Origin of the sequence: Allobosea sp. R86505, assembly GCF_042466375.1 — a bacterium.
Taxonomy (GTDB): domain Bacteria; phylum Pseudomonadota; class Alphaproteobacteria; order Rhizobiales; family Beijerinckiaceae; genus Allobosea.
Map to the genome: position 1 here is coordinate 85,694 of NZ_JAXHPY010000001.1, position 22,748 is coordinate 108,441.

General features: G+C 67.7%; 27 protein-coding genes. 12 read left to right on the plus strand and 15 right to left on the minus strand.

Annotation, left to right across the window (positions count from 1 at the left end; all coding sequences use genetic code 11):
* Nucleotides 1-39: 39 nt before the first annotated feature.
* From SJY11_RS00405 to SJY11_RS00425, 5 genes are read left to right on the plus strand one after another with little or no spacing between them, the layout of a single operon-like run.
* Nucleotides 40-249, plus strand: a complete 210-nt coding sequence (locus tag SJY11_RS00405) for a hypothetical protein (protein WP_376984432.1) — start codon at nucleotides 40-42, stop codon at nucleotides 247-249.
* A 1-nt stretch (nucleotide 250) separates the two neighbouring features.
* On the plus strand, nucleotides 251-1,684 hold the full coding sequence (locus tag SJY11_RS00410; RefSeq protein WP_376984434.1) for an amidase: 1,434 nt from the start codon (nucleotides 251-253) through the stop codon (nucleotides 1,682-1,684).
* Nucleotides 1,685-1,720: 36 nt separating this feature from the next.
* Nucleotides 1,721-2,830, plus strand: a complete 1,110-nt coding sequence (locus SJY11_RS00415) for a DMT family transporter (protein WP_376984435.1) — start codon at nucleotides 1,721-1,723, stop codon at nucleotides 2,828-2,830.
* 15 nt (nucleotides 2,831-2,845) lie between these two features.
* A complete protein-coding gene (locus tag SJY11_RS00420; protein ID WP_376984436.1) occupies nucleotides 2,846-3,799 on the plus strand; it encodes an acetamidase/formamidase family protein in 954 nt (317 codons plus the stop codon).
* A gap of 1 nt (nucleotide 3,800) precedes the next feature.
* Complete coding sequence (locus tag SJY11_RS00425; RefSeq protein ID WP_376984438.1) at nucleotides 3,801-4,580, plus strand: SDR family NAD(P)-dependent oxidoreductase; 780 nt, start codon at nucleotides 3,801-3,803, stop codon at nucleotides 4,578-4,580.
* Nucleotides 4,581-4,625: 45 nt separating this feature from the next.
* Here the strand turns inward: SJY11_RS00425 and SJY11_RS00430 are convergent, their stop codons facing one another.
* A complete protein-coding gene (locus tag SJY11_RS00430) occupies nucleotides 4,626-6,059 on the minus strand; it encodes an amidase (protein WP_376984439.1) in 1,434 nt (477 codons plus the stop codon).
* Entirely contained in the window at nucleotides 6,056-6,262 is a 207-nt protein-coding gene (locus tag SJY11_RS00435; RefSeq protein WP_376984441.1) for a hypothetical protein, read from the minus strand. The genes SJY11_RS00430 and SJY11_RS00435 overlap by 4 nt, the downstream gene beginning before the upstream one ends.
* A 211-nt stretch (nucleotides 6,263-6,473) precedes the next feature.
* Here SJY11_RS00435 and SJY11_RS00440 point away from each other — a divergent pair, with 211 nt between their 5' ends.
* A complete protein-coding gene (locus SJY11_RS00440; protein WP_376984442.1) occupies nucleotides 6,474-7,376 on the plus strand; it encodes an MBL fold metallo-hydrolase in 903 nt (300 codons plus the stop codon).
* 51 nt (nucleotides 7,377-7,427) lie between these two features.
* Here the strand turns inward: SJY11_RS00440 and SJY11_RS00445 are convergent, their stop codons facing one another.
* From SJY11_RS00445 to soxY, 9 genes are all read right to left on the minus strand, one after another.
* Nucleotides 7,428-7,817 carry a c-type cytochrome gene (locus tag SJY11_RS00445; RefSeq protein ID WP_376984443.1) on the minus strand — a complete coding sequence of 130 codons (390 nt, stop codon included), beginning with the start codon at nucleotides 7,815-7,817 and terminating at the stop codon, nucleotides 7,428-7,430.
* Between the two features lie 95 nt (nucleotides 7,818-7,912).
* On the minus strand, nucleotides 7,913-9,190 hold the full coding sequence (locus SJY11_RS00450) for an FCSD flavin-binding domain-containing protein (RefSeq protein ID WP_376984445.1): 1,278 nt from the start codon (nucleotides 9,188-9,190) through the stop codon (nucleotides 7,913-7,915).
* Nucleotides 9,191-9,268: 78 nt separating this feature from the next.
* Entirely contained in the window at nucleotides 9,269-9,793 is a 525-nt protein-coding gene (locus SJY11_RS00455) for a DsrE family protein (RefSeq protein WP_376984447.1), read from the minus strand.
* 35 nt (nucleotides 9,794-9,828) lie between these two features.
* Nucleotides 9,829-10,158, minus strand: coding sequence for a c-type cytochrome (locus tag SJY11_RS00460; RefSeq protein ID WP_376984448.1), 330 nt, complete (start codon nucleotides 10,156-10,158; stop codon nucleotides 9,829-9,831).
* The gene (locus tag SJY11_RS00465) at nucleotides 10,158-10,913 is read right to left on the minus strand and encodes a c-type cytochrome (RefSeq protein ID WP_376984450.1); all 756 of its coding nucleotides are present in this window, start codon (nucleotides 10,911-10,913) and stop codon (nucleotides 10,158-10,160) included. The genes SJY11_RS00460 and SJY11_RS00465 overlap by 1 nt, the downstream gene beginning before the upstream one ends.
* Nucleotides 10,897-12,174: a sulfite dehydrogenase gene (soxC, locus tag SJY11_RS00470; protein ID WP_376984451.1), complete on the minus strand. Its 1,278-nt coding sequence runs from the start codon at nucleotides 12,172-12,174 to the stop codon at nucleotides 10,897-10,899. Before soxC ends, SJY11_RS00465 begins: the two co-directional genes overlap by 17 nt.
* 46 nt (nucleotides 12,175-12,220) lie before the next feature.
* Complete coding sequence (gene soxB / locus SJY11_RS00475; RefSeq protein WP_376984453.1) at nucleotides 12,221-13,918, minus strand: thiosulfohydrolase SoxB; 1,698 nt, start codon at nucleotides 13,916-13,918, stop codon at nucleotides 12,221-12,223.
* A gap of 100 nt (nucleotides 13,919-14,018) precedes the next feature.
* Entirely contained in the window at nucleotides 14,019-14,348 is a 330-nt protein-coding gene (gene soxZ / locus SJY11_RS00480; RefSeq protein WP_376984454.1) for a thiosulfate oxidation carrier complex protein SoxZ, read from the minus strand.
* A gap of 50 nt (nucleotides 14,349-14,398) precedes the next feature.
* Entirely contained in the window at nucleotides 14,399-14,863 is a 465-nt protein-coding gene (gene soxY, locus SJY11_RS00485) for a thiosulfate oxidation carrier protein SoxY (RefSeq protein WP_376984456.1), read from the minus strand.
* A gap of 216 nt (nucleotides 14,864-15,079) precedes the next feature.
* Here soxY and soxA point away from each other — a divergent pair, with 216 nt between their 5' ends.
* Both soxA and soxX read left to right on the plus strand, forming a co-directional pair.
* The gene (gene soxA / locus SJY11_RS00490; RefSeq protein ID WP_376989218.1) at nucleotides 15,080-15,871 is read left to right on the plus strand and encodes a sulfur oxidation c-type cytochrome SoxA; all 792 of its coding nucleotides are present in this window, start codon (nucleotides 15,080-15,082) and stop codon (nucleotides 15,869-15,871) included.
* A 13-nt stretch (nucleotides 15,872-15,884) separates the two neighbouring features.
* Nucleotides 15,885-16,499: a sulfur oxidation c-type cytochrome SoxX gene (gene soxX, locus SJY11_RS00495; protein WP_376984458.1), complete on the plus strand. Its 615-nt coding sequence runs from the start codon at nucleotides 15,885-15,887 to the stop codon at nucleotides 16,497-16,499.
* A gap of 5 nt (nucleotides 16,500-16,504) precedes the next feature.
* On the opposite strand, the gene SJY11_RS00500 is transcribed toward soxX, so the two are convergent.
* Nucleotides 16,505-17,074 (minus strand): thioredoxin family protein, encoded by a 570-nt coding sequence (locus SJY11_RS00500; RefSeq protein ID WP_376984459.1) that lies wholly within the window; start codon nucleotides 17,072-17,074, stop codon nucleotides 16,505-16,507.
* A gap of 107 nt (nucleotides 17,075-17,181) precedes the next feature.
* On the opposite strand from SJY11_RS00500, the gene SJY11_RS00505 reads away from it, so the two are divergent.
* Genes SJY11_RS00505 through SJY11_RS00515 form a run of 3 tightly spaced genes read left to right on the plus strand, consistent with a single transcriptional unit; the run spans nucleotide 17,182 to nucleotide 19,045 of the window.
* Nucleotides 17,182-17,559, plus strand: coding sequence for a hypothetical protein (locus tag SJY11_RS00505; protein WP_376984461.1), 378 nt, complete (start codon nucleotides 17,182-17,184; stop codon nucleotides 17,557-17,559).
* A 2-nt stretch (nucleotides 17,560-17,561) separates the two neighbouring features.
* Nucleotides 17,562-17,939, plus strand: a complete 378-nt coding sequence (locus SJY11_RS00510) for an ArsR/SmtB family transcription factor (protein ID WP_376984463.1) — start codon at nucleotides 17,562-17,564, stop codon at nucleotides 17,937-17,939.
* 35 nt (nucleotides 17,940-17,974) lie between these two features.
* Nucleotides 17,975-19,045, plus strand: coding sequence for a YeeE/YedE family protein (locus SJY11_RS00515; RefSeq protein ID WP_376984464.1), 1,071 nt, complete (start codon nucleotides 17,975-17,977; stop codon nucleotides 19,043-19,045).
* A 12-nt stretch (nucleotides 19,046-19,057) separates the two neighbouring features.
* Here the strand turns inward: SJY11_RS00515 and purU are convergent, their stop codons facing one another.
* Nucleotides 19,058-19,921 (minus strand): formyltetrahydrofolate deformylase, encoded by an 864-nt coding sequence (gene purU, locus SJY11_RS00520; RefSeq protein WP_376984466.1) that lies wholly within the window; start codon nucleotides 19,919-19,921, stop codon nucleotides 19,058-19,060.
* A gap of 348 nt (nucleotides 19,922-20,269) precedes the next feature.
* Between purU and SJY11_RS00525 the strand changes: the two genes are divergently transcribed.
* Nucleotides 20,270-20,617, plus strand: coding sequence for a hypothetical protein (locus SJY11_RS00525; protein WP_376984468.1), 348 nt, complete (start codon nucleotides 20,270-20,272; stop codon nucleotides 20,615-20,617).
* Between the two features lie 115 nt (nucleotides 20,618-20,732).
* Here the strand turns inward: SJY11_RS00525 and SJY11_RS00530 are convergent, their stop codons facing one another.
* Nucleotides 20,733-21,482, minus strand: coding sequence for an amino acid ABC transporter ATP-binding protein (locus SJY11_RS00530; RefSeq protein ID WP_376984469.1), 750 nt, complete (start codon nucleotides 21,480-21,482; stop codon nucleotides 20,733-20,735).
* Nucleotides 21,479-22,726, minus strand: a complete 1,248-nt coding sequence (locus tag SJY11_RS00535; protein WP_376984471.1) for an amino acid ABC transporter permease — start codon at nucleotides 22,724-22,726, stop codon at nucleotides 21,479-21,481. Before SJY11_RS00535 ends, SJY11_RS00530 begins: the two co-directional genes overlap by 4 nt.
* Nucleotides 22,727-22,748: the final 22 nt, after the last annotated feature.

The following is a 22,748-nucleotide window of genomic DNA, read 5'->3' on the forward strand; positions in this document are numbered from 1 at the left end:
CATCGCCCGGCCGACGAAAGCGGAACCGGAGACAGGGCGATGAGCGAGACGAGCGCGGCCGATCTGAAGCTCGAACTGGAGGTGCTGCTGCGGCGCGCCGAAGTGGCGGTCCCGGCGGACCGGATGGACGCCGTCCTCTCCGGCTATGGCGACCTTAAGCGCATGTGCGCGCTGCTGCGCCAGCCGCGCACGGCCGCCGCCGAGCCCTCCAACACCTTCTCCCTCGTCACCCTGATGAAGGGGGTCTGATATGTCCGCAACCGGCACCACCAAACCGCTGCACGAACTTTCCATTGCCGAGGCCGGCGCTGCCCTGCGTGCGGGCGAGGTGACCGCGACCATGCTCGCGCAGGACGCGCTGGCGCGGATCGCCGCGCTGGACGGCGCACTGAACAGCTTCATCACCGTCACGGCCGAACGGGCACTCGCCGATGCTGACGCCGCCGACGCCGCCTTCAAGGCGGGCATCGACGCCGGCCCGATGCAGGGCGTGCCCTATGCGCTGAAGGACATCTACGACACGGCCGGCATCCGCACGACCTGCCACTCCAAGCTGCTGGTCGACAATGTGCCCGCCGCCGACTCCGTCGTGGCCGCGAAGCTCAAGGCGGGTGGCGGCGTGCTGCTCGGCAAGCTCTCGACGCATGAATTCGCGCTGGGCGGCCCGAGCTTCGACCTGCCGTTTCCCCCGGCGCGCAACCCCTGGAACCCCGAGCACATTCCCGGCGGATCGTCCTCCGGGTCGGGCGCGGCGGTGGCGGCGGGCCTGTGCCGCATGGCGATGGGCTCCGACACCGGCGGCTCGATCCGCGGGCCGGCCGCCTATTGCGGCACGGTCGGGCTGAAGCCGACCTATGGGCTGGTGTCGCGGCGCGGCGTCTTCCCGCTCTCCTACACGCTCGACCATTGCGGCCCGCTGAGCTGGACCGTCGAGGATAGCGCGATCACCATGGAGGTCATCGCGGGCCATGATCCGCTCGACCCCGCCAGCGCCGATGTTGCGCTCCCTGATTTCCGCAGCGGGCTCGACGGCGATGTCAGCGGTCTCCGGATTGCGCTGCCGCGCCATTTCTTCGCGCAGGCCGAGGGCGTCTCGCCGGAGGTCGTCGCCGCGATCGACAACGCTGCAGCGCTGCTGGCGAAGGCCGGCGCGATCGTCGAGGAGGTCACGATCCCCGATTACGAGCTGTTCAACGCGGTCGGGCGGGTGATCATGTTCTCGGAGGCCTTCTCCATCCACGAGAAGGATTATCGCGAGCGGCCGCTCGATTTTGGCCGCCTGACCTTCACCCGGATGATCCTGGGGGCGACACTCAGCGCCGCCGATCTGACCCAGGCCTACCGCCTGCGCCGGGAACTGGCGGTCGCGGTCAATCACCAGCTGCTCAAGCACTACGACGCGATCCTCTGCGCCTCGGCGCTGGCGCCGGCCGCGCGCTTCGACAGCATGTCGGACGCCTTCCCGCCGAACTGGCCGATCCAGACCATGCCGTTCAACGTCACCGGCAACCCGGCGATGTCGATGCCGGCCGGGTTCTCGGCCTCCGGCCTGCCGCTTTCGGTGCAGATCGTCGGGCGGCCCTTCGATGAGGCGACGGTGCTGCGCATCGGGGCGCAGATCGAGACGGCGCTGGCGCTCACGGGGCTGAGGCCGGCGACAGCCGCACTCAGGCAGGCGGCATGAGGCGCCGGTGCGCCGAGGGCCACACCCGGTGCCCCCATGAGCGAGGATGATGCCGGGGCGCGCGCCGTCGCTTTCCTGCCTGACGACGCGCTGCCGGAGCCGGCTCCGGAGATTGTCACCGTCGAGGCCTCGGCGGACAGCCTCGCGGCCGCCGCTTCGATCCTCGCCGCAACCGCCCTGCCGGCAGCGGCGAATGCCCTGCCGACGGAGCGACGGCGCCCCCTGGAACGCGCCCGCGGCTGGTGGCTGGCGGCCACGCCCAATCTGCGCGGCTCACTGCTCATGATCGCCGCCTTCACCGCCTTCGCGGTGATGATGACGCTGATCAAGCTGGCCGGCGGGCGCATTCCCCTGCCGCAGATCCTGATCGTCCGGCAGTTGGTGATGACGCTGATCCTGGCTCTGGTGGTCGGCCGCGCCCTGCCGCGGATCATGCACACCAGCCGCCCGGGGCTGCAGTTCCTGCGGGGGATGTTCTCGCTCGGCGCCATGCTCTGCGGTTTCACGGCCCTGATCCATCTGCCGATGGCGGAGGCGACGGCGCTGGGCTTCGCGCAGGTGCTGTTCGTGACGCTGCTCGCCATCCTGATCCTGCGCGAGGTCGTCGACCGGCGGCGCTGGATCGCGCTGGCGATCGGCTTCGCCGGGGTCTTCGTCATGCTGCGGCCAGGCGGCGAGGCGATGAACGGCTATGCGCTGCTCGCCATCCTCGGCGCCCTGTTCGGGGCCGGCATCACCATCTCGGTGCGCGTGCTCGGCCAGTCCGAGCGCACGGAGACGATCCTGTTCTGGCAGGGCGCGGTGGTGCTGATCGCGCTGGGCTTGCCCGCCGTCTTCCTGTGGACGCCGCCGACGCCGGTCGAATGGGCACTGATGGTCGGGATCGGCGTGGTCGGCACGGCCGGGCAATGGCTCGTCACCCGCGCCTACCAGATGGGCGAGGCCTCGGCGCTGGCCCCGCTCGACTTCGTCCGCCTGCTGCTGGCGACGGTGAGCGGCTATCTCGTCTTCGCCGAATTGCCCAATCTCGTCACCATCGTCGGCGCCGCTCTGGTGGCCGGTGGCACCCTCTATACGATGCGCCACAATGCCGGCGCGCGGGCCCCAGTGGCCTCAGCCCTGCACGACACCCTCCCCTCCCCCTGAAGCGGACGACGACGCATGACCCATCATCACCTCAAAGCCAGCGGCGCGACCTGCCATTGGGGCTTTTTTGACGCGGCGCTGAAGCCGAAGCTGGTGATCGCCAGCGGCGACACGGTCACCGTCGATACGGTGACCGGTGCTCCCGAGGTCCACCCCAAGCCGGGCAGCGGCTTCACCACCCCGCCCGAGATCACCGACGTCCATGCCCATGCCGAGAAGACCCTGCCGGGCCATATCCTGACCGGGCCCATTGCCGTCGAGGGTGCCAGGCCCGGCCATGTGCTGGAGGTGCGGATCGAGGACATCCAGCTCCGGCAGGACTGGGGCTACAACGTCATCCGCCCGCTCGCCGGCACGCTGCAGAGCGATTTCCACGCCACGCGGCTGCTGCACATCCCGCTCGACCTCAACGCCAAGATCGGCAAGCTGCCCTGGGGCCTGGAGCTGGAGCTCGCGCCCTTCTTCGGGGTGATGGGCACGGCACCGCCGCCGGCCTGGGGCCGCGTGACCTCGATCGTGCCGCGCGCCTTCGGCGGCAATCTCGACAACAAGGAGATGGTCGAGGGCGCGACGATCTTCCTGCCGGTCTTCGTCGAGGGCGGGCTGTTCTCCTGCGGCGACGGCCATGCGGCGCAGGGCGACGGCGAGGTCTGCGTCACGGCGATCGAGACCGCGCTGCAGGGCCGCTTCACCTTCATCCTGCGCGAGGACCTCTCCTTCACCTATCCGCGGGCGGAGACGCCGACGCATTACCTGACCATGGGCATGGACCCCGATCTCGATCGCTGCGCCGAGATGGCACTGCGCGACATGATCGTGCTGATCGGCGAGGTGGCGGGGCTGTCGCGCGAGGATGCCTATACGCTGTGCTCGATCGCCGCCGATCTGCGGGTAACGCAGACGGTGAACGGCTCCAAGGGCATCCACTGCATGCTCGCCAAGAAGCTCCTGCTCCCGAAGGCGGCCTGAGATGGATCTGGGTCTGAAGGGCAGGATCGCACTGATCACCGGCGGCAGCCGCGGCATCGGCAAGGCTACCGCCTTGCTGCTCGCCGGCGAGGGCGCCCGCCTCGCCATCGCCGCGCGCGGGGCGGAGACGCTGGCGGAGACCGCGGCCGAGATCCGGGAACGGGGCGGCGAGGTCCTGACCATCCAGGCGGATTTCCGCAACCCCGCCGATTCGGCGCGGGCCGTGGCGGAGACGATAGCCGCCTATGGAGGGCTCGACATCCTGATCGCCAATGCCGGCGGCAGCTTCGGCGAGCGCGAGTTGGCAAACAGCAATGACGCCGACTGGGAGGAGACCTTCCGCTTCAATGTCGGCCATGCGGTCGCGGCGCTCCGCGCAGCGACGCCGGCGCTCGCCCGCAGCGACATCGGCAATGCGGTCTTCGTCGCCTCGATCTCCGGGCGCGCTCCGGCCGCGCGCGGCGCGCAATACGCCGCCGCCAAGGCCGGGCTGATCCATGCCGCGCGCTCGCTGGCCTGGGAGCTGGGACCCCAGGGCATCCGCGTCAACGCGGTCTCGCCGGGCTCGACGATCTTCCCCGGCGGCGGCTGGGAGCGGACCCGGGCCGAGCGGCCCGAGGATTTCGCCAAGTTCGAGGCGGAGGATTTTCCCGCGAAGCGGCTGAGCACCGTCCAGGAGATCGCCGACGCGATCGCCTTCGTCGTCTCGCCGCGCGCGGCGGGCATCAATGCGGCCGACATCCATGTCGATGGCGGACAGCGGCGGCCCTCGATCCGCTGAGGGCGATCTGCCGCCGACGGGGCGGCGGCAGATCCGTATGCCATGTCAGGAGACGTTGGGCGGCAGGCGGCGGTGCCAGTCGGTGTCGCGCTGATAGGCGTCGGCGATCTTCAGCACGCGCGCCTCGGCGAAGGGGCGGCCCTGGATCTGGAAGCCGATCGGCAGGCCATTGGAATCGAGCCCGCAGGGCACGCTGACCGAGGGCAGGCCGAGATAGTTGATCGGCCGCGTGTTGATCGAGACGTCCTGGAAGGTCTCGATCGCGCCCGGCGTGCCGGCATCGATGTCGGTCGCCAGCAGCGTCGGCACCTTCATCCGCAGGGTCGGGGTGATGAAGGCGTCGCAGACACCGAAGACCGCAGCCGCCACCGCCTTCAGGATCGCTCCGCGCCTTGCCAGCGCCTCGAGGTAATAGGTGCCGGGAATGCCCTGCGAGGGATAGAGCCGCCCGCTCAGATGCACGGCATAGTCCTGCGGGCGCTCACGCATCCACTGGGCGTGGATCGTGCCGCCCTCGACGCGCGAGACGATGCCGCCATAGGTCGAAACCGCATCCATATGCGGGATCGTCACCGGCAGGATCACGGCGCCGCGCGCCTGCAGCACCGCGACCACGGCGTCGAAGGCGGCCTGGACCTCGGGATCGATGCCGTCGAAGAAGTAGTTCGTGGGCACGCCGATGCGCATGCCCCGGATGTCGCCGGTCAGCGCCGCCTCGTAGTCCGGCACCGGCTCGGCCGACGAGGTCGGATCCTTGGGATCATGCCCCGCGATCACACCGAGGAAGCGCGCGGCATCGCGGGCGGTCTGCGTCAGCGGCCCGACATTGTCGGCCGAGAAGGAGAGCGGCATCACGCCATGGCGCGAGACGCGGGTCTGCGTCGCCTTAATGCCGGTGACGCCGCAGATCGCGGCCGGAAGGCGGATCGAACCGCCGGTGTCCGAGCCCAGCGCGCCATAGACCAGCCGGGCCGCGACCGCCGCGCCCGAGCCGGAGGAGGAGCCGCCGGTGCAGTAGTCGGTGTGCCAGGGATTGCGGCAATGACCGTAATGCTGGTTGTGGCCGGTCGGGTTCTGCGCGAACTCGGCCATGTTCAGCCCGCCGAGCGTCACCGAGCCGGCCTCCTCCAGCCGCTCCATCACGGTCGCGGTATAGGTCGGGCGGAAATCCTTGCGGATCGCCGAGCCGCAGGTTGAGAGCTTGCCGGCCTTGTAGTACATGTCCTTGTGGGCCAGCGGCAGGCCGTGGAGCGGACCCAGCGTCGCGCCGGATCTGCGCTTCTTGTCCAGAGCCTCGGCGGCTTCGAGCGCAGCGGCGCCCTCCAGCCAGATCGCCGAATTGATCGCCTTGTCGATACGGGTGAAGGCTTCCAGCGCGACGGTGGTGAGTTCGACGGCGGTGACGGAGCCGTCCTTCAGCGCGTCGGCGGCGTCGGTCAGCGAGAGATGCAGGAGCGAGCTTTTCGCGGCGGCGTTCATGGCTGCGGCTCCTTCGTTTCCTGGAGCGCGGCCTCGAAGCTCGAGGGCTCGTCCTCGAAGGCGAGCTGCCCGCGCAGGGCCTCGAAGCCGGCGATGGTGCCGGCCAGGGCATCGGCCATGACGCCGGCCGCCTCATTGGGTTGTTCAATGCCTGACCAGGTCCGCGCCTGGACGGCCACGATCTCCCGCAGCGGGGTCTGCATGCCTCTCTCCTCTCTCCGGCACATCAAGAACATCGCATTATTGTATGCAAACAACGTGCCTAATCCAGCGCACAGAAGTTTCTAGGGCCATTTTGGATACATCCTGACTGGCGCGGCGCTGCGACACGGTGATGGGCCGGCCGGAGGAGCACGCTTGCGCACCCATCAAATTTCGATACATTCCTATTTAACAATATAAAGGGAGGTTTCGATGCTGGATCGTCGCTGCATGCTCGCCGCCGGAGCGGCCCTGCTCCTGCCGACGGGACGGCTGCCCGCATCGGCCCAGGTCGTCGCGAAGACCGGCGATGGCGCAGCCGGCGTCATCGTCCTGAGCGATGGCGGCTTCGAGATGCCGGCGGCGATGCTGGCGCGCGACATCGACATCGCGCAGGTCCGGGAGGTGGCGAAGCTGCCGGGGGCGCTGACCACCGTGCTCAACGTCACCTGCCTGAAGCGCGGCCAGGACACCATCGTCTTCGATTGCGGTTCGGGCGCGAATTTCCTGCCCGGCACGGGCAAGCTCGCCGCCAGCCTCGAGGCGGCCGGCATCGCGCCCGACAGCGTCACCCATGTGCTCTTCACCCATCTGCACCCGGACCATCTCTGGGGTGCGCTGGACGATTTCGACACGCCGCTCTTTCCCAATGCGCGCTGGCTCGCCGACGCGGCCGAGGTCGCCTACTGGACGAGCCCCAAGGTCTATGACGGCCTGCCGGAGGATCGCCACGCCTTCGCAGCGGGCGCGCAACGGGTGCTGAAGGAACTCGGCGACCGGCTGGAGACACGCAGCGCCGGGCAGGACTGGGCGCCCGGCGTCACCGCCTTTTCCACGGCCGGCCATACGCCCGGCCATGTCTCGTTCGCTTTCAGCGATGCGCAGGGGCCGGTCTTCGTCGTCGGCGATGCGCTGACGCACCCCGTGATCTCGTTTGCGCATCCCGACTGGCGGCCAACCTCCGACCATGAGCCCGACAGGGCGGTCGCGACGCGGCGCGCCCTGCTGGAGCGCGCCGCGGCCGAGAAGGCCCGCATCATCGGCTACCATCTGCCGGGCGCGATCGGCCGCGTCGAGAAGCAGGGGGCAGCCTATCGCTTCGTCCAGCCGGGCTGACGCCGGGTCCGCCGGCTGCGGGCGCGCCGGGCGCCGCAGCCGGCGAGGTCCTCAGAGCTTCTTGCCGTCCTTGCCGAACTGCTTGAGGAAGGCCGTCAGATCGGCGATTTCCTTCTCGTTCTTGATGCCGGCGAAGACCATCTTGGTGCCCGGGATCTTGGCGCGCGGGTCCTTGATGTACTCGGCGAAGATCGCCTCGTCCCAGGTCAGGTTCGCCGATTTGTTGGCGGCCGAGTAGCTGTACCCCTGGACTTCGCCGGTATGGCGGCCGAACAGGCCGTTGAGATGGGGGCCGACGCCGTTCTTCGCGGTCTCGCCGATCTGGTGGCAGGCGCGGCACTTGTTCCAGGAACGCTCGCCGGCGGCGATGTCCTGCGCCAGGGCGGGCGAGGCGGCCGCGAGGGCCGAGGCCACGAGAAGGGTGCGGGTCAGCACTGTCATGAGGTGTCCTTCGTTGGGGGGCTAAAAAAAGGCCGCGCCCAGGGCGCGGCCAGGGAGGTCGCACCGCGCGGGAGGGCACGGTGCGGGGGGACCCGTCAGCCGAACATGTCGGCGGTGATGGCGGCATACCAGCCCTGGTTCTCGGCCTGGTTTTCCTTGCGCAGCGCGTCGCTCTCGCCGGGCTTCGACACGAAGGTCTCGGTCGCGGTGATCTTGCCGTCCTTGGGCTCGTAGCGACCGCCTACCTTGATGGTGTCGTCGGTATCGACCAGCGACCAGCAGGTGTTGACGTAACGTGCCGGGAAGGTCCGCGCGCCGGTCAACTCGCCGCGAATGGTCATCGCCGCCACCTTGGCCTGGCTGTTGGCCGAAAAGGCGGATTTGGGCATGTCGCCGGCGATGCTGGCATCGCCGAGGACGAAGATGGCCGGGTCCACTGTCGACTTCATCGTCGCAGCCTCGATCGCGCAGTAGCCTCCGGCCGGGGCGAGGCCGGCGCTGCGAGCGATCTCGCCCGCCATCTGCGCGGGGATGACGTTGACGAAGGCGCAGTCCTTATAGGTCTCGAAGCCCGTGACGACGGTGTTGGTCTTCGGATCGACCGACTTGATGCCGTCATGCACCTTGGGGCCGAGCCATTCGATCATCCCGCCATAGCGCTTCTCCCAGTCAGCCTGGAACACGCCCTGCTTGGAGAAGGCTTCCTTCGGATCGAGGATGATGATCTTGGCGTCGCCCTTGCCGGCCTTCTTCAGCGCATGGGCGAACATCGAGGCGCGCTCATAGGGGCCGGGCGGGCAGCGGTAGGGGTTGGGTGGGGCGATCATCACGATCAGACCGCCATTGGGCACCGCGTCGAGCCTCTGCTTGATGAGCTGCGTCTGGCGGCCGGGTTTCCAGCCATGCGGCATGACCTCCTCGGCGTCCTTCGACCAGCCCGGCACGGAATCGTATTTCAGGTCGATGCCGGGCGAGACCACGAGCCGGTCGTAAGGCAGGCGCTGCCCGGTTGAGAGCACCACCTCCTTTTTGTCGCGGTCGATCTGGGTGGCGCGGGCGCGGACGACCGCAATGCCATGGGTCTTCGCCAGCGCGTCATAACGATGGACGATCTCGTCATAGGTCTTGAACCCGCCGAGATAGAGATTGGAGTGGAAGCAGGTCTGGTAGGTCTCGTTCTCCTCGACGAGCGTGACGGCGATCGCGCCCTGGCTGTCCTTGGCGAGATAGCGCGCGGCGGTCGCGCCGCCAGCGCCACCGCCGATGACGACGACGCGCGGCTTGGCCTGGCCGAGGACGGCCGGCGCGCCCAGACCCAGCGTCGCCGCCGCTGACAGGCCCGACAATGTGAATGCACGACGATCGATCTTCATGTCTCTCTCCCGGATTGTTCTTGTTGGTTGTTGGCGCGTTGACGTCCCCGGTGGCCTCTTTGCGGGCCCTTGGCGGGCCTATCCGATCTTCATATAGGCGAAGCCCTTGGACTGGAGCGCGGCCACCGTCGCCACGCCCGACGGCACGAAGGAAATGAACGGCGCGTTGCGCGCCTTGGCCTTGTCGAGCTTCAGGCGGCTGAAGGTGATCTCGCAGAGATGAACCTTGAGCCCGTTCTTCGCGACGTCCTCGACCCGCTCGAAGATCTTGGGAACCATGACCTCGTCACGCCAGGTCGTCTCCTCCAGCGATTCGAGAAAGAACTTCACGCCCTGGCCATGCGCCACGATCGCCAGTTGCAGCGCGAAGGGGTCTGCGCCGTAGGCGGAATAGTGATTGGCGATATTGGTCAGCATCTGGACGAAGCGCGGCGGATCGCCGAAGTCGCAATGGTAGACGCAGGCGACATCGGCCTCCTTCCTGAGATCGGCCAGTTTCAGTTCGCGCGGCGCCGCCAGCGCGGGAGCGGCCATGCCGGCCAACCCCGCGACGGCCGCGGCCATCATCGTCCGGCGTGACGTCTCGTCGCGTGCGCTGGTCATCTCGACCTCCCTTCGCCTCTCTCCGGAGGCTGTGTTCATCGGACTGGTTTCAGGCTCTCGTAATAGGCGGCCAGAGCGAGCACCTCCTCGCGGGTGAGGCGGCCTGCGATGGTCTGCATGATCTGGTTCTCGCGATGCTTGTCGCGGTAGGCGTCCATCAGCGCGACGAACTGGTCGGCCGGGTGGCCGACGATGGCCGGAATGCCGCCGACCTGCCGCCCGCTGGTCTGGTGGCAGGCCGTGCATTCGGAGGAGAGATACTCCCCCAGCGCGACATCGCCGGAGGCCAAGGCGGGGCCGCCGGACAGCGAAGCCGCGAAGGCGACGAAGCTGAACCAGCCGGGCGATTGCCGGGGGCTGCGCATCAGTCGACCTTCGGCGCCGATTTGGAATCGGGTGTGACGTCGAGGACCGCGGCGCGGCCCGTGATCTTCACCTCCGGTTTGCAGTTCGTCATGCAGGGCTCCTTGCCCCAGAACGCCTTCTCGGCCGTCTCGCGATCATCGTCGTAGAAGGCGCCGGCATTGGGAAGCTTCACCGACGTGAAGTTCTTGTCCGACAATTCGAAGTCCTCGTCCCTCACGATGTCGTTGAGGAAGAGCAGATAGGCCGTGAGCGCGTAGGTGTCGTCGGGGCTCAGCGACTGGGCGTTGCCGAAGGGCATGGCGCGGTGGATGTAGTCGTAGACCGTCGAGAGATCCGGCCAGAAGGAGCCGATCGTCTTCTCGGGCCGGTCGGCGGTGAGCGTGCCCTGCCCACCCGCCAGCACCGGCCAGCGGCCATTGCCCTGGCCGAATTCGCCGTGGCAGCTGGCACATTGTGCCTGGAAAAGTTCGTCGCCCTGCCGGACCGTGCCCTTGCCCGGCGGCAGGCCGACGCCGTCGGGGCGGACGTCGATGTCCCAGGCCTTGATCTCGGCGGGCAGAGCGAGGCGGCCCAGCCCGAGCGGAGCGGGCTTTGCCGCAGCGGCGGGCGTGGCCGCCGGAGTCTGGGCCTTGGCGGCCGGGGCCGCCTTCTCCGCCGCAGGCGTCTTGGCCGTCTGGGCGATCAGCGGGCCGGCGCCGATGATGGCGAGAGCGGCCAGGCCTGAGAGCAGGACGGGCTTAAGCGATCTCGACATTCTCGGTCTCCCCGTTGGGCCGGACATGCCAGGTCTGGATGCCGTTGTTGTGGTAGATGGAGTTGACGCCGCGGACCTTGCGCAGCTCGTCCTTGGTCGGCTGGACATAGCCGGTCGAATCCATGGCGCGGGACTGGATCAGCAGTTCCTGGCCGGCCCAGTCGAAATCGACGTAGAAGCGCGTCAGCGACTTCTCGAGTACGGGGCCGTCGATGCGGGCGGACTGCCAGTTCTTGCCGCCGTCGAGCGTGACGTCGACCCGCTTGATCGTGCCGCGGCCCGACCAGGCGAGCCCCGACAGCACGTTGCGGCCCTTGTGCTTCAGAGGTGCCTGCGGCGAGGGATTCGTCACCACCGACTTGGCGTCCATGATGAAGGTGTAGCGGCGCGAGCGGCCATCGGCGAGCAGATCGGTGTATTTCGAGGTTTCCTCGCGCGCCTGCCAGGGCTTGTCGCCGGCCTCGATCCGGCGCAGCCACTTCACCCAGATATTGCCCTCCCAGCCCGGGACGACGGCGCGCAGCGGATAGCCCTGCTCGGGGCGTAACGCCTCGCCGTTCATGGCGAAGGCGATCAGCACGTCGTCGAGCGCCTTCTCCACCGGCAGCGAGCGGTTCATGCCGGAGGAATCGGCGCCTTCCAGCATCAGCCATTTGGCGCTGGGCTTGAGCCCGGCCTCGGCCAGAAGCAGCTTCAGCGGCACGCCCGTATACATGACGTTGTGGACCATGCCGTGGGTGAACTGGCAGCCATTGAGCTGCGCGCCGCGCCACTCCATGCCGGAATTGGCCGCGCATTCGAGAAAATGGACATGGTTCTGGCGTGGCATCCGGCGGATGTCTTCCATGGTGAAGACCAACGGCTTGTCCACCAGCCCATGGATCATCAGCCGGTGATTGGCGGGATCGATCTCGGCGATGCCGCCGTGATGGCGCTCGAAGCACAGGCCGGACGGCGTGATGATGCCGTCGAGTTCATGCAACGGCGTGAAATTGACGGAGGAATCCGGTGAGGCGGTCAGCCAGGAGACGTCGCGGCGGACGATATGCTTCTCGAAGGGCGAGGGCGTGCCATAGGGGCGCTTGTCGACACCCTCGCCGAGATAGCGGTTCCAGTCCTGCACCTCGGTGATCAGCGGGTCGGGCTTGGCCTCCTGCGCCCGCAGCGGCAGCGCGGAGGTGGCGAGCCCCGCGCCGGCGAGGCCGGCGGCGCCCAGAAAGCGCCGGCGGTTGAGCGGTTGGGTCTTCGGGTCTGAGCTCATCGGCGGATGTCCCATGGTTGTGGTGCCCAGGATCGGCGGAGCGCGCTCAGGCGCCGCTGACCTTGACGGCGTCGTTGGGGCGGATGCTGACAGTCTTGCGAGCGGCGACATGGTCGCGGACGACGTCCCAGATCGGCGGACCCTGCGTGCCTTCGTTGACGCTGGCCCAGCCGGCGACGACATATTTGCGCGCCGCATCGATCGGCTGGCCCGATTTCAGATGGGTCAGGCCGGAGATGCGGCTGCCCATCGGCTTGCCGACATCGATCGCGTAGCCCATGCCGCCGATGCGGACCATGTCGCCACCACCCTGGAAATAGGGGTCGGGGTGGAAGATGTTGTCGGCGACGTCCTCGAGAATGTCCTTGAGCTGGGCGCCCGTCATCTCGTTGCGGTAGCAGTTGGGATAAGTCATCGCCGTGGCGTTGGTGATCGCCTCCCAGGTGATGGCGTCGCCCGGCAGCAGCGTGCCGCCCCAGCGGAAGCCCGGCGACAGCGCGATCTCGGCGTCGCGCTGCTCCAGCATGGCCTCGCAGATCAGATCGTCGAAGGTGCCGTTGAAGTTGCCGCGCCGGTAGAGCAGCGAATCCGTCCGGCCGATTTCCTTCGAGAGATCGGCGGCGAAGGGCGCGCGGACCTTGGTGATCAGCGCGGCCATGTCGGCATCGGGGGCGATCGCGTCCGAGAACACCGGCATCAGCTTGAAGCGGATATCGGCGAGCTTGCCGTCCTTGGTAGCGATGTCGAGCCGCGAGACGAATTTGCCATGCGAGCCGGAGCCGACCAGCACCGTGTTGCCGACGCGGATCAGACCCGGCATCGCGTCATGGGTGTGGGCGGTGAGGATGACGTCGATGCCCTTGACCCGCGAGGCGAGCTTCTTGTCGACGTCGAAGCCGTTATGGGAAAGCAGCACGACCACGGCGGCGCCCTCGGCCCGCGCTTCGTCGACCTGCTTCTGGATCTCCTCCTCGCGAATGCCGAACTCCCAGTCCGGGAACATCCAGCGCGGATTGGCGATGGCCGTGCGCGGCAGCGCCTGGCCGATCACCGCGACCTTGACGCCGCCCTTCTCGAAGACCTTGCGCGGCGGGAAGACCGGCTCGTTCCATTCCCGGTCGCGAATGTTCTGGGCGAGGAAGGCGAAGGGCGCGCTCTCGGCGATTTCCTTGACGCGGTCGGCGCCAAGCGTGAACTCCCAGTGCCCGACCATGGCGTCGGTCTTCAGGGCCGACATGACGTCGACCATGTCCTGCCCCTTGGTCTGGAGCGCGGACCAACTGCCCTGCCAGGTGTCACCGCCATCGAGCAGCAGCACCTTGTCGTCGCCACGCTCGGCCCTGACGGCCTTGACCAGCGTCGCGACCCGGTCGAGCCCGCCCATCTTGCCGTAGGTCTTCGCCAGGGAGGTGAAGTCGTCCGCGGTCAGGGCGAAAGCGTCGGGCGAGCCGGCGGCGATCTTGAAATGCGCACGGAACTCGGCATCGACGAGATGCGGTGGCTGGCCTCTGGCCGGGCCGACGCCGAGATTGATCGAGGGCTCGCGGAAATGCAGCGGCATCAGCTGCGCATGGATGTCGGTGACGTGCAGGATCGTCAGCGTGCCCAGCGCATCGAAGCGCAGGATGTCGCTCTGCGCCAGCCTTTGCTGCGCCGCCGCCCGCCCGAGCGGGCCGAGGCCCGAGGCTGCCGCAATCGCCGCGGCGGCGGCCGTCGCCTGAAAAAATTCGCGTCTGGAGACCATGATTCACCCTCTGAGCGAACGCGAAGCGCTGCCCATGGCGATGTCGTTCAGGACATCGCGCGTCACCTCATCAGGATTGTCGCCGGCCTGGCCGGCCCGTTCAGCCGACGGTGAGCTTGTTCTTCGCGGTGTACTCGGAGCCGTCGTCATCCTTCCAGACGAAGGTGAACTCGCCCGACTCGGTCGCCTTGAAGAAGAACGACTGGTAGGGGTTGGCCGAGATCGCCGGGTGCCAGTCAGCCGCGAAGACCGGCTTGCCGTTGAAGCTGGCGCTGAACCGGTTGATGATCCTGCGCGGGATCGTCTTGCCCTGCGCATCCTTGCGCTGGCCCGATTCCATCTCGTGGGAGATCAGGGTCTTGATCTCGATCAGCTCGCCGGCGGCGGCCTTGGCCGGGACGCGCACGCGCGGGGTGGGTTTGGTCGTCATGGCGTTATCCTCACCTGAAGTCGTTTTTTATGGGGTGGGGGCGTCGGCCGTCAGCCGCCGCAGCCGCCGATGGTCACCTTCACATTGGCCTTGGCCATGTGGAGGGAGCCGTTCGACATCTCGGCGACGCAGACGATGTTCTGGGTCTGGGCGAGGCGCATGCGCGTCGCGGCGGAAGCCTTGCCGCAGGCCGGCGTGAAGCTGTAGCTGACGATGCCCGGCTGCGGATTGCCGTCGGCATAGATGTGGACGGCCTTGACGTAGTCGGCCTCCGTCATCGGGCTTTCGACCTCGACATTGACGGGAACGACAAGGCCGTTCTCGGCGATCTCGGGCACGTCGAGCTTGATCTTGCCCTCGGCCATCGGCTTGTCGCCATAGAGCTTCTTGATCTCCGCCATCACCATCTTTTCGTCGGCGAAGGCGAGGCGCGAGCCGAGCAGGCTCGCGAAAGCGGCGAGTGCGCCGGCCGTGAGGGTGGTGCGGCGGGTGAGACCCGCGTTCGGGAATGGCATCGGCTTCCTCCTTGGAAATGTTCTTGTTCCGCTCTTGACGGCAGGGCCGCCACGCGATCATCATTTGCACGTATCGTGATATTGTTTTCTATGAATGTAAAGTCCCTCCGACAGAGAGGGGCGTGCAACAAAGGTCGCGCATCGCGGCCGCCTGAGGAAACGAAAGGGCAAGGGATGAAGCTCCCCATCATCGGAGCGGCTGTGCTGGCGGCCGCCATGACATTGGCCGCCGGGCACCTGACCGCACAGGCCCCGCCACAGGACGACAGCGAGAAGGAAATCGAGCGCTACCGGCAGATGCTGTCGGACCCGTTCTCGAATCCCGGCTTTCTCGCGGTCGACCGCGGCGAGGTGCTCTGGGCAGAGCCGCGCGGCACCAAGAAGGCGTCGCTGGAGGCCTGCGATCTCGGCGAGGGGCCCGGCAAGCTGGAAGGCGCCTTCGCCAAGCTGCCGCGCTATTTCGCCGATGCCGACCGCGTCATGGACACCGAGCAGCGGCTACTCTGGTGCATGGACACCTTGCAGGGCCTCGACACCAAGGAGGTTGTCACCCGCCGCTTCTCCGGCCCCGGCCGTGCCTCGGATCTCGAGGACCTCACGGCCTTCATCGCCAACAAGTCGAGCGGGATGAAAATCCAGCCGCAGCTCAGCCATCCCAAGGAGATCGAGATGGCGGCGGTCGGCGAGGAGCTGTTCTACCGCCGCGGCGGGGTGATGGATTTCTCCTGCGCCACCTGCCACGCCGAGGAAGGCAAGCGCATCCGCCTGCAGGGTCTGCCGAACCTGTCGACGCCGGGCGCCGCGGCGCAGGCGACGATGGCCTCCTGGCCGACCTACCGCGTCTCGCAGAGCGCGCTGCGCACGATGCAGCACCGGCTCTGGGACTGCTATCGCCAGCAGCGCTGGCCGGTGCCGGAATACGGCTCCGACAGCCTGACGGCGCTGACCGTCTTCCTACAGAAGCAGGCAACCGGCGGCGAGATCGCCGTGCCTTCGATCAAGCGCTGAGAGGACGGAACCGATGACCAGAACCGCTTTCGCCGCTGCGGCCTGTGCCGCGCTCCTGATCGCCGGCCCAGCCTTTGCGCAGCAGAAGCCGAGCCAGGCCACGATCGAGGCTTACGTCAAATCCACCTTCGGCAAGGCCTCGCCCGAATGGCAGGCGAGGATCACACCCGACGAGTCGCTCGCCGTCTGCAACACCACGCGCAACAACGTCACCTCCGCGCAATCGGAGGCAATCATCAAGCGCGAACTGGCCAAGGTGGTCTATCCCGCCGACGGCAAGCTGCTGGGCGATTGGAAGAAGGGCTACCGCGTCGCCAATAACGGCCGCGGCGGCCAGTTCTCCGATCCGCCGGGCACGGTGGCCGGCGGCAACTGCTTCGCCTGCCACCAACTCGACCCCAAGGAAGTCAGCTATGGCACGCTCGGCCCCAGCCTCGCGGCCTATGGCCGGGACCGCAAATACGACGCCGAGGCGATCAAGGACGCCTACACCAAGATCTACAATTCGATGGCGGTGGTGCCCTGTTCGAACATGCCGCGCTTCGGCACCAACAAGGTGCTCGACGAGCAGCAGATCAAGGACGTGATGGCCTATCTGTTCGACCCGGAATCACCGGTCAATAAATAGGTGCTTCAGCCGCCGGCTGGCCTGTTACCGGGCCAGTCGGCGAAAGTTCCGCGCTCATAGCCCTTCTCGCGCACAAACCGGAACCAGGCGAGGAACGCGCGCGTGTCGGGCAGGCCCGGCATCCGCGCCACCTCACGGGCGGCCGGCGCCTTGGCGGCCAACCCCTCCGCCGTTTCCGGAAAGAACTGGATCGAGGGCGTTCCCTCGATCGCATAGCGCGCGGCGAAGGCTTTCTCGCCGGGCGTGCTGGCGTCGAAATCGGTCACCGGGCGCTGGCCGAGAATGTTGAGATGCAGGATCTCGAAATTCTCGCGGATGTAGCGCTCCGTCGCCGGGTCGGCGAGGTGGACCTCGTGCATCCGGCGGCAGGCCGGGCAACCCTTCAGCCCCCAGAGGATGGCGAAGCGCTTGCCGGCGGCGGTCGCGGCGGCAAGATCCTCCGCCAGATCGAGAAAGCTCTCGAGATACCAGTCGAGCTTGTAAAGGCCGTCCTCACCCAGCGTCGCCCGCGCGGAGGCGCTCGCCGGAAGGGCGGCACAAAGGCCGGCTGCGAGGATCGTGCGGCGCGTCTGCATGGCGAAACTCCCGGCACGAAACAGCCTTCGGCTCGTGACTCGCATAAACATACGAATACGACTATATTACCGCAATGGGATTCATCCGTTCCTCCACGATGGCGTTTATGGCGCTGCTCGGCCTCATCTTGACCAGCGTCGCGCCGGTGAGTGCGACCGCGGCTGAACTGGTGATGTTCACGCGCGACGGCTGTCCCTGGTGCGCACGCTTCGAGCGCGAGGTCGCCCCCGCCTATCACCGGACGGAGGAAGGGCAGCGCGCACCCTTGCGACGCGTCGAACTGAAGGCCGGTGGCTCCAACCTCGCCGGGCTCGCCGCGCCCGTCATCGCGGCGCCGACCTTCGTGCTGTTCGAAGACGGCCACGAAACGGGTCGCATCACGGGCTACCAGGGAGACGATGCCTTCTGGGGGTTGCTTGGCAAGATGCTTGCTGACATGCCAAGCCCCATTCACCGGAGCGGCACCGCCGCGAGACTGGATTGACCATGAGCGCGATCGTATCAAAGGCTCTCGAAGACGAACTGCGCGACGGCGCCGAGTTCTCCGCCGAACTCGACGTGCTGATGCGCAAGGCCCGCAAGGCGAGCGACTTCCTCAAGGCGCTCTCGCACGAAAACCGCCTGCTGCTGCTCTGCCTGCTCGCCGAGCGCGAGCGGACCGTGACCGAGCTCGAGAACATTCTCTCGCTGCGCCAGCCCATGGTGTCGCAACAGCTGGCGCGGCTGCGGCTCGACCAGCTCGTGACGACACGGCGCGACGGCAAGGCGGTCTATTACAGCCTGGCCAATGACGATGTCCGCCGGATGATCGCCGTGATCTACGACATCTTCTGCGGCCCGCCGAAGCCGTCGGCCGCAGAGTGATGCCGCGGCGCCGCCCACCGCTCCTGCCCTGACCGATGGGGCCGCTGCCCGCCTGGTCGGTCGCACTCGTCGGCATCGCCATCGGCGTGGCCTGCGGCTTCACCGCACGGCGGGCGAGGCTGTGCTCATTCGGCGCGATCGAGGACGTCTGGATCGGCGGTGACACGCGGCGGCTGCGGATTTTCGGACTCGCGCTGGGGGTGGCGCTGCTCGGCACGCAGGCCATGGTCTGGAGCGGAGCGCTCGATCCGGCGCTGACGACATACACCCCCAGCGCCCTGCCCTGGCTTGCGATCCTGCTCGGATCGACGCTGTTCGGCCTCGGGATGGCGCTGGTGGGCACCTGCGGCTTCGGCTCCCTGATCCGGCTCGGCACCGGCGACCTGCGCAGCCTCATCGTGATGATGGTCTTCGGCGCGACGGCCTATGCCACCTTGCGCGGGATCCTGGCGCCGTTGCGTATCGACTGGCTGGAGGCGATCGCCCTCCCCGTGCCCGGCGCCAGCCAGGGCGACCTGCCCTCGCTTCTGGCCTGGCTGGGGCTCGGCGACCTGCGGCTCGTGATCGCCGCCTCCGCCTCCGCGCTCCTCGTCCTCGCCGTGGCGCTCGACCGGCGCCTGCGGCGCTCCCCGCGCCTGCTGCTGGCGGGCCTGACGCTCGGCCTCGGCGTCGTCACCGGATGGTGGGCGACGGGGGTGGCCGTCGACGCGTTCTCGCTCCACGCCCGCCCCCAGAGCCTGACCTTCGTGTCGCCGGTCGGGCGCGCGCTGTATGCCGTGCTGACGACGCCCGAGGGTCTGCTGGATTTCGGCATCGGCTCGGTCCTCGGCGTTGTGCTGGGCGCATTCTTGTCGGCGCTGGTCGACCGCGAGCTGCGCTGGGAGGCCTTCGACGACCATCACGAGATGCGCCGGCATCTGGTCGGCGCGGTGATGATGGGCGGGGGCGGCATCCTCGCCGGCGGCTGCACCGTCGGGCAGGGCATCTCGGCCGGTTCGATGATGGCGCTGTCCTGGCCGATCGCCATCTTCGGCATGATGGTCGGCGCGCGGCTGGGCATCGCCTTCCTGATGGAAGGCTCGATCCGCCAGATCTTTCGCCGCTAAGCGGGCGGCGCGTCAGTCCGTGAAGACGACGGTCTTGCGGCCGTTCAGCAGGACGCGGTCCTCGAGGTGATAGCGCACCGCGCGGGCGAGCACGCGCCGCTCGATGTCGCGCCCCTTGCGGACGAGATCGTCCGGCTGATCGCGATGCGAGATTCGCTCGACGTCCTGCTCGATGATCGGGCCCTCGTCGAGATCGGCGGTGACGTAATGGGCGGTCGCGCCGATGAGCTTCACCCCGCGCTCATGCGCCTGGTGATAGGGCCTGGCCCCCTTGAAGCCCGGCAGGAAGGAGTGGTGGATGTTGATGCAGCGTCCGGCCAGCTTCCCGGAAAAGCCGTCCGACAGGATCTGCATGTAGCGGGCGAGCACGACGAGGTCGCTTCGGGTCTCCTCGACCAGCCGCCAGATCGCCGCCTCCTGCTCCGCCTTTTTGGCTCGGTCGACCGGCAGGTGATGGAAGGGCAGATCGCCGAGATCGGTCGAGGCGATGTGCTCGCGCGCATGGTTGGAGACCACCGCGGTGATGTCCATCGGCAGTTCGCCGATGCGCCAGCGATAGATCAGGTCGGCGAGGCAATGGTCGAATTTCGAGACCAGCAGCAGCACGCGCTTCCGCTCGGCTGCATCGCGCAGCGAGACGGCCATGGCGAAGCGCAAGGCGAGGTCGTCGATGCGGGCGCGGATCGCATCAGGCGCTGCGGCGCCCGGCAGCCGGTCGAAGACGACGCGCATGAAGAAGCGCCCGGTTTCGAGGTCGTCGAATTGCTGGGCGTCGCGGATGTTGCAGCCGGCTTCGGCGAGAAGCGTCGACACGGCGGCGACGATGCCCGGCCGATCGGGGCAAGAGAGAGCGAGGATCATCGTGGATACGGACATGAGATCGGCCCGCTTTGGCGGGTCCCTGGTCGAGCGGATTGCGGGAGAACGGACGGTGGGCAGCGCGCAGCCTTCAACCTCGGGCGCCGTGACGCCCGCGCGGCCGGGCCGGGCCGGACCCGTTCGGGCTCCTGCTCGCCTGCACTGCCATCGCTCGCATCGCACCGGTCATGGCCGCATGACGCCTGCGCGGGCATGTTTCGTCAAGGGCAAGGCATTCGGTCGGCAGCGGCAGGCATCGTCATGATTGCCGAAGATGTTTGCAGCCCTCAGTGTCGGCCGGCGGGAACGAATCGTCGGGCCCGCGGTTGACTTCGGCCGCCTCGCCGCGGCGCGAAAGGGATTTTCATGAAACGGTCTTCGCTCCTCGCCGGCTTCGTCGCTGCCCTCGCCCTGGCCGGGTTGGGAACGCTCACGCCCGCATCCGCCACGGAGGCGCTGCCCGCCGAGACGGCCCTGCGCCTCGACCGTCAGGATGCCGACTACACCATGACGGCCGCCAAGCAGCGCCGGCTCTACATGATGCAGGAAACCCAGCGCCAGCAGCGCTATGGCCGTGGCGGCTACGGGCGCGGCCCGGTCTATGGCCGTGGCCCCGCCTATGGGCGAGGCTACGGTCCAAGGCCCGGCTATGGCCCACGCCCCGGTTACGGGCCCCGTCCGGGCTATGGCTATCGCCGCTACGACCGCTTCTGAGCAGCGCTGGCCTAGCCTGTGAAGGCACGGCCTGACAGCACGACCAACCATCCCGCCGCCGAAGCGCCCTGCGCGACGGCGGCGTCTTGTTGTCAGAGTGCCGCCATACCCGCCCTTAGAGCACCTGACTGAGGAACAGCCGCGTCCGGTCGTAGCGCGGGGCGGCGAAGAACGCCTCCGGCGGCGCCTCCTCGACGATCTCGCCCTGGTCCATGAAAATCACCCGGTCGGCGACCTTGCGGGCGAAACCCATTTCATGGGTCACCACGACCATGGTCATGCCGCTCTCGGCGAGTTCCACCATCGTGTCGAGCACCTCGTTGATCATCTCGGGATCCAGCGAGGAGGTCGGCTCGTCGAACAGCATGATGCGCGGCCGCACGCAGAGCGCGCGGGCGATCGCGACGCGCTGCTGCTGGCCGCCGGAGAGCTGCAGCGGATATTTGGCCGCCTGTTCGGGGATGCGCACGCGGGCGAGGAAGGACATGGCGAGGTCTTCCGCCTCCTGCTTGGGCATGTGCCGCACCCAGGTCAGCGCGAAGGTGCAATTCTCCAGCACGGTCAGATGCGGGAAGAGGTTGAAGGACTGGAAGACCATGCCGATCTCGCGCCGGATGGCGTCGTTCTCGCGCGGATCCCGGCCATAGCTGCGGCCATGGATGCGGATCGTCCCCTCCTGATGGGTCTCGAGCTGGTTGATGCAGCGGATCATCGTCGACTTGCCCGAGCCCGACGGCCCGCACACGACGATGCGCTCGCCTTCCTGCACCCGCAGGTCGATGTCCTTGAGGACATGGAAGGCGCCGAACCATTTGTTCAGCCCGATCAGCTCGATCGGCGGCGCCCCGGCAACAGCCTCGCTCATCGGCGCTCTCCCGCCGAGAGGCGCTGTTCGAGGTTGAGGCTGTATTGCGACATGCCGAAACAAACGACGAAATAGATCATCGTGACGAAGAAGAAGGGCTCGAGGAACAACCCGAGCCAGCGCGTGTCCTCGCCGACGGCGCGCGACATGCTGAGCAGGTCGAAGAGACCGACGATCGAGACCAGCGTGGTGTCCTTGAACAGGCCGATGAAGTTGCCGACGATGGTCGGAATCATGATCTTCAGGGCCTGCGGCATGATCACGAGCCCGGTCGCCTGCCAGAAGCCCAGCCCCATGGCGGAGGCCGCCTCGTACTGGCCCCGCGGGATCGCCTGCAGCCCGCCGCGAACGACTTCAGCCATATAGGCGGCGGAAAACAGGCAAACGGCGACGATGGCGCGCAGGAGTTGGTTGACCTCGACGCCGACGGGCAGGAACAGCGGCAGCATCGTGTTGAACATGAACAGGATGGTGATCAGCGGCACTGACCGGAACAGCTCGATGAAGGTGGTCGAGAGCAGGCTGATCAACGGCATGCGCGAGCGCCGGCCCAGCGCCAGCACGATGCCCGCCGGCAGCGAGAAGGCAATGCCGATGCCGGAGATCACCAGCGTCAGGAACAGCCCTCCCCAGACGCGCGTCGGCACGAAGGGAAGCGACAGCGCCTGAACGAGGAGCACCGCGACGAGATAGATGGCCAACAGCACCGCGATGGCGAGGCGCCGCCGGGCCTCGTCGCCCTGCCCGCCAAAGCCGAGCGCCGCCACGGCGAAGCGCGCGATGCCGAGCCCGAAGACGGTTTCCGTCGCGGCCGTCAGCAGGGTCCAGAGGAAGGCGGCGAGACCGAGCGCGATCAAGGCGCTCCAGACGATCCCCTTCTCGCCGCCGAGGAACAGGTAGGAGGCAAGCAGGGGAAAGAGCAGGACGAGCGACAGCCCGATCTGGACCTTCGACTGCACCCGCGGCAGCCAGAGCGGGGCGGCCCAGAGCAGCAGGACGAGCCCGGCGAGATTGATGCGCCAGACCTCGTCCTTCGGGTAGAGCCCGTAGATCAGATTGGGAATCCAGGCGATGACGCCCGGCCAGCAGGCCCCGGCGCGGCCGACCTGGTCGAGGCATTCGCGGCGGCTGGCGGCCTGCCAGACGGCGTTGCCGACCGCCCAGCCGAACAGCGCGTCGAAGAAGGCGTAGACGATCCAGATGCCGATGACGGTGACCAGCGCGTTGGGAACGCTGGAAAACATGTTCTGACGGATCCAGCCCTGA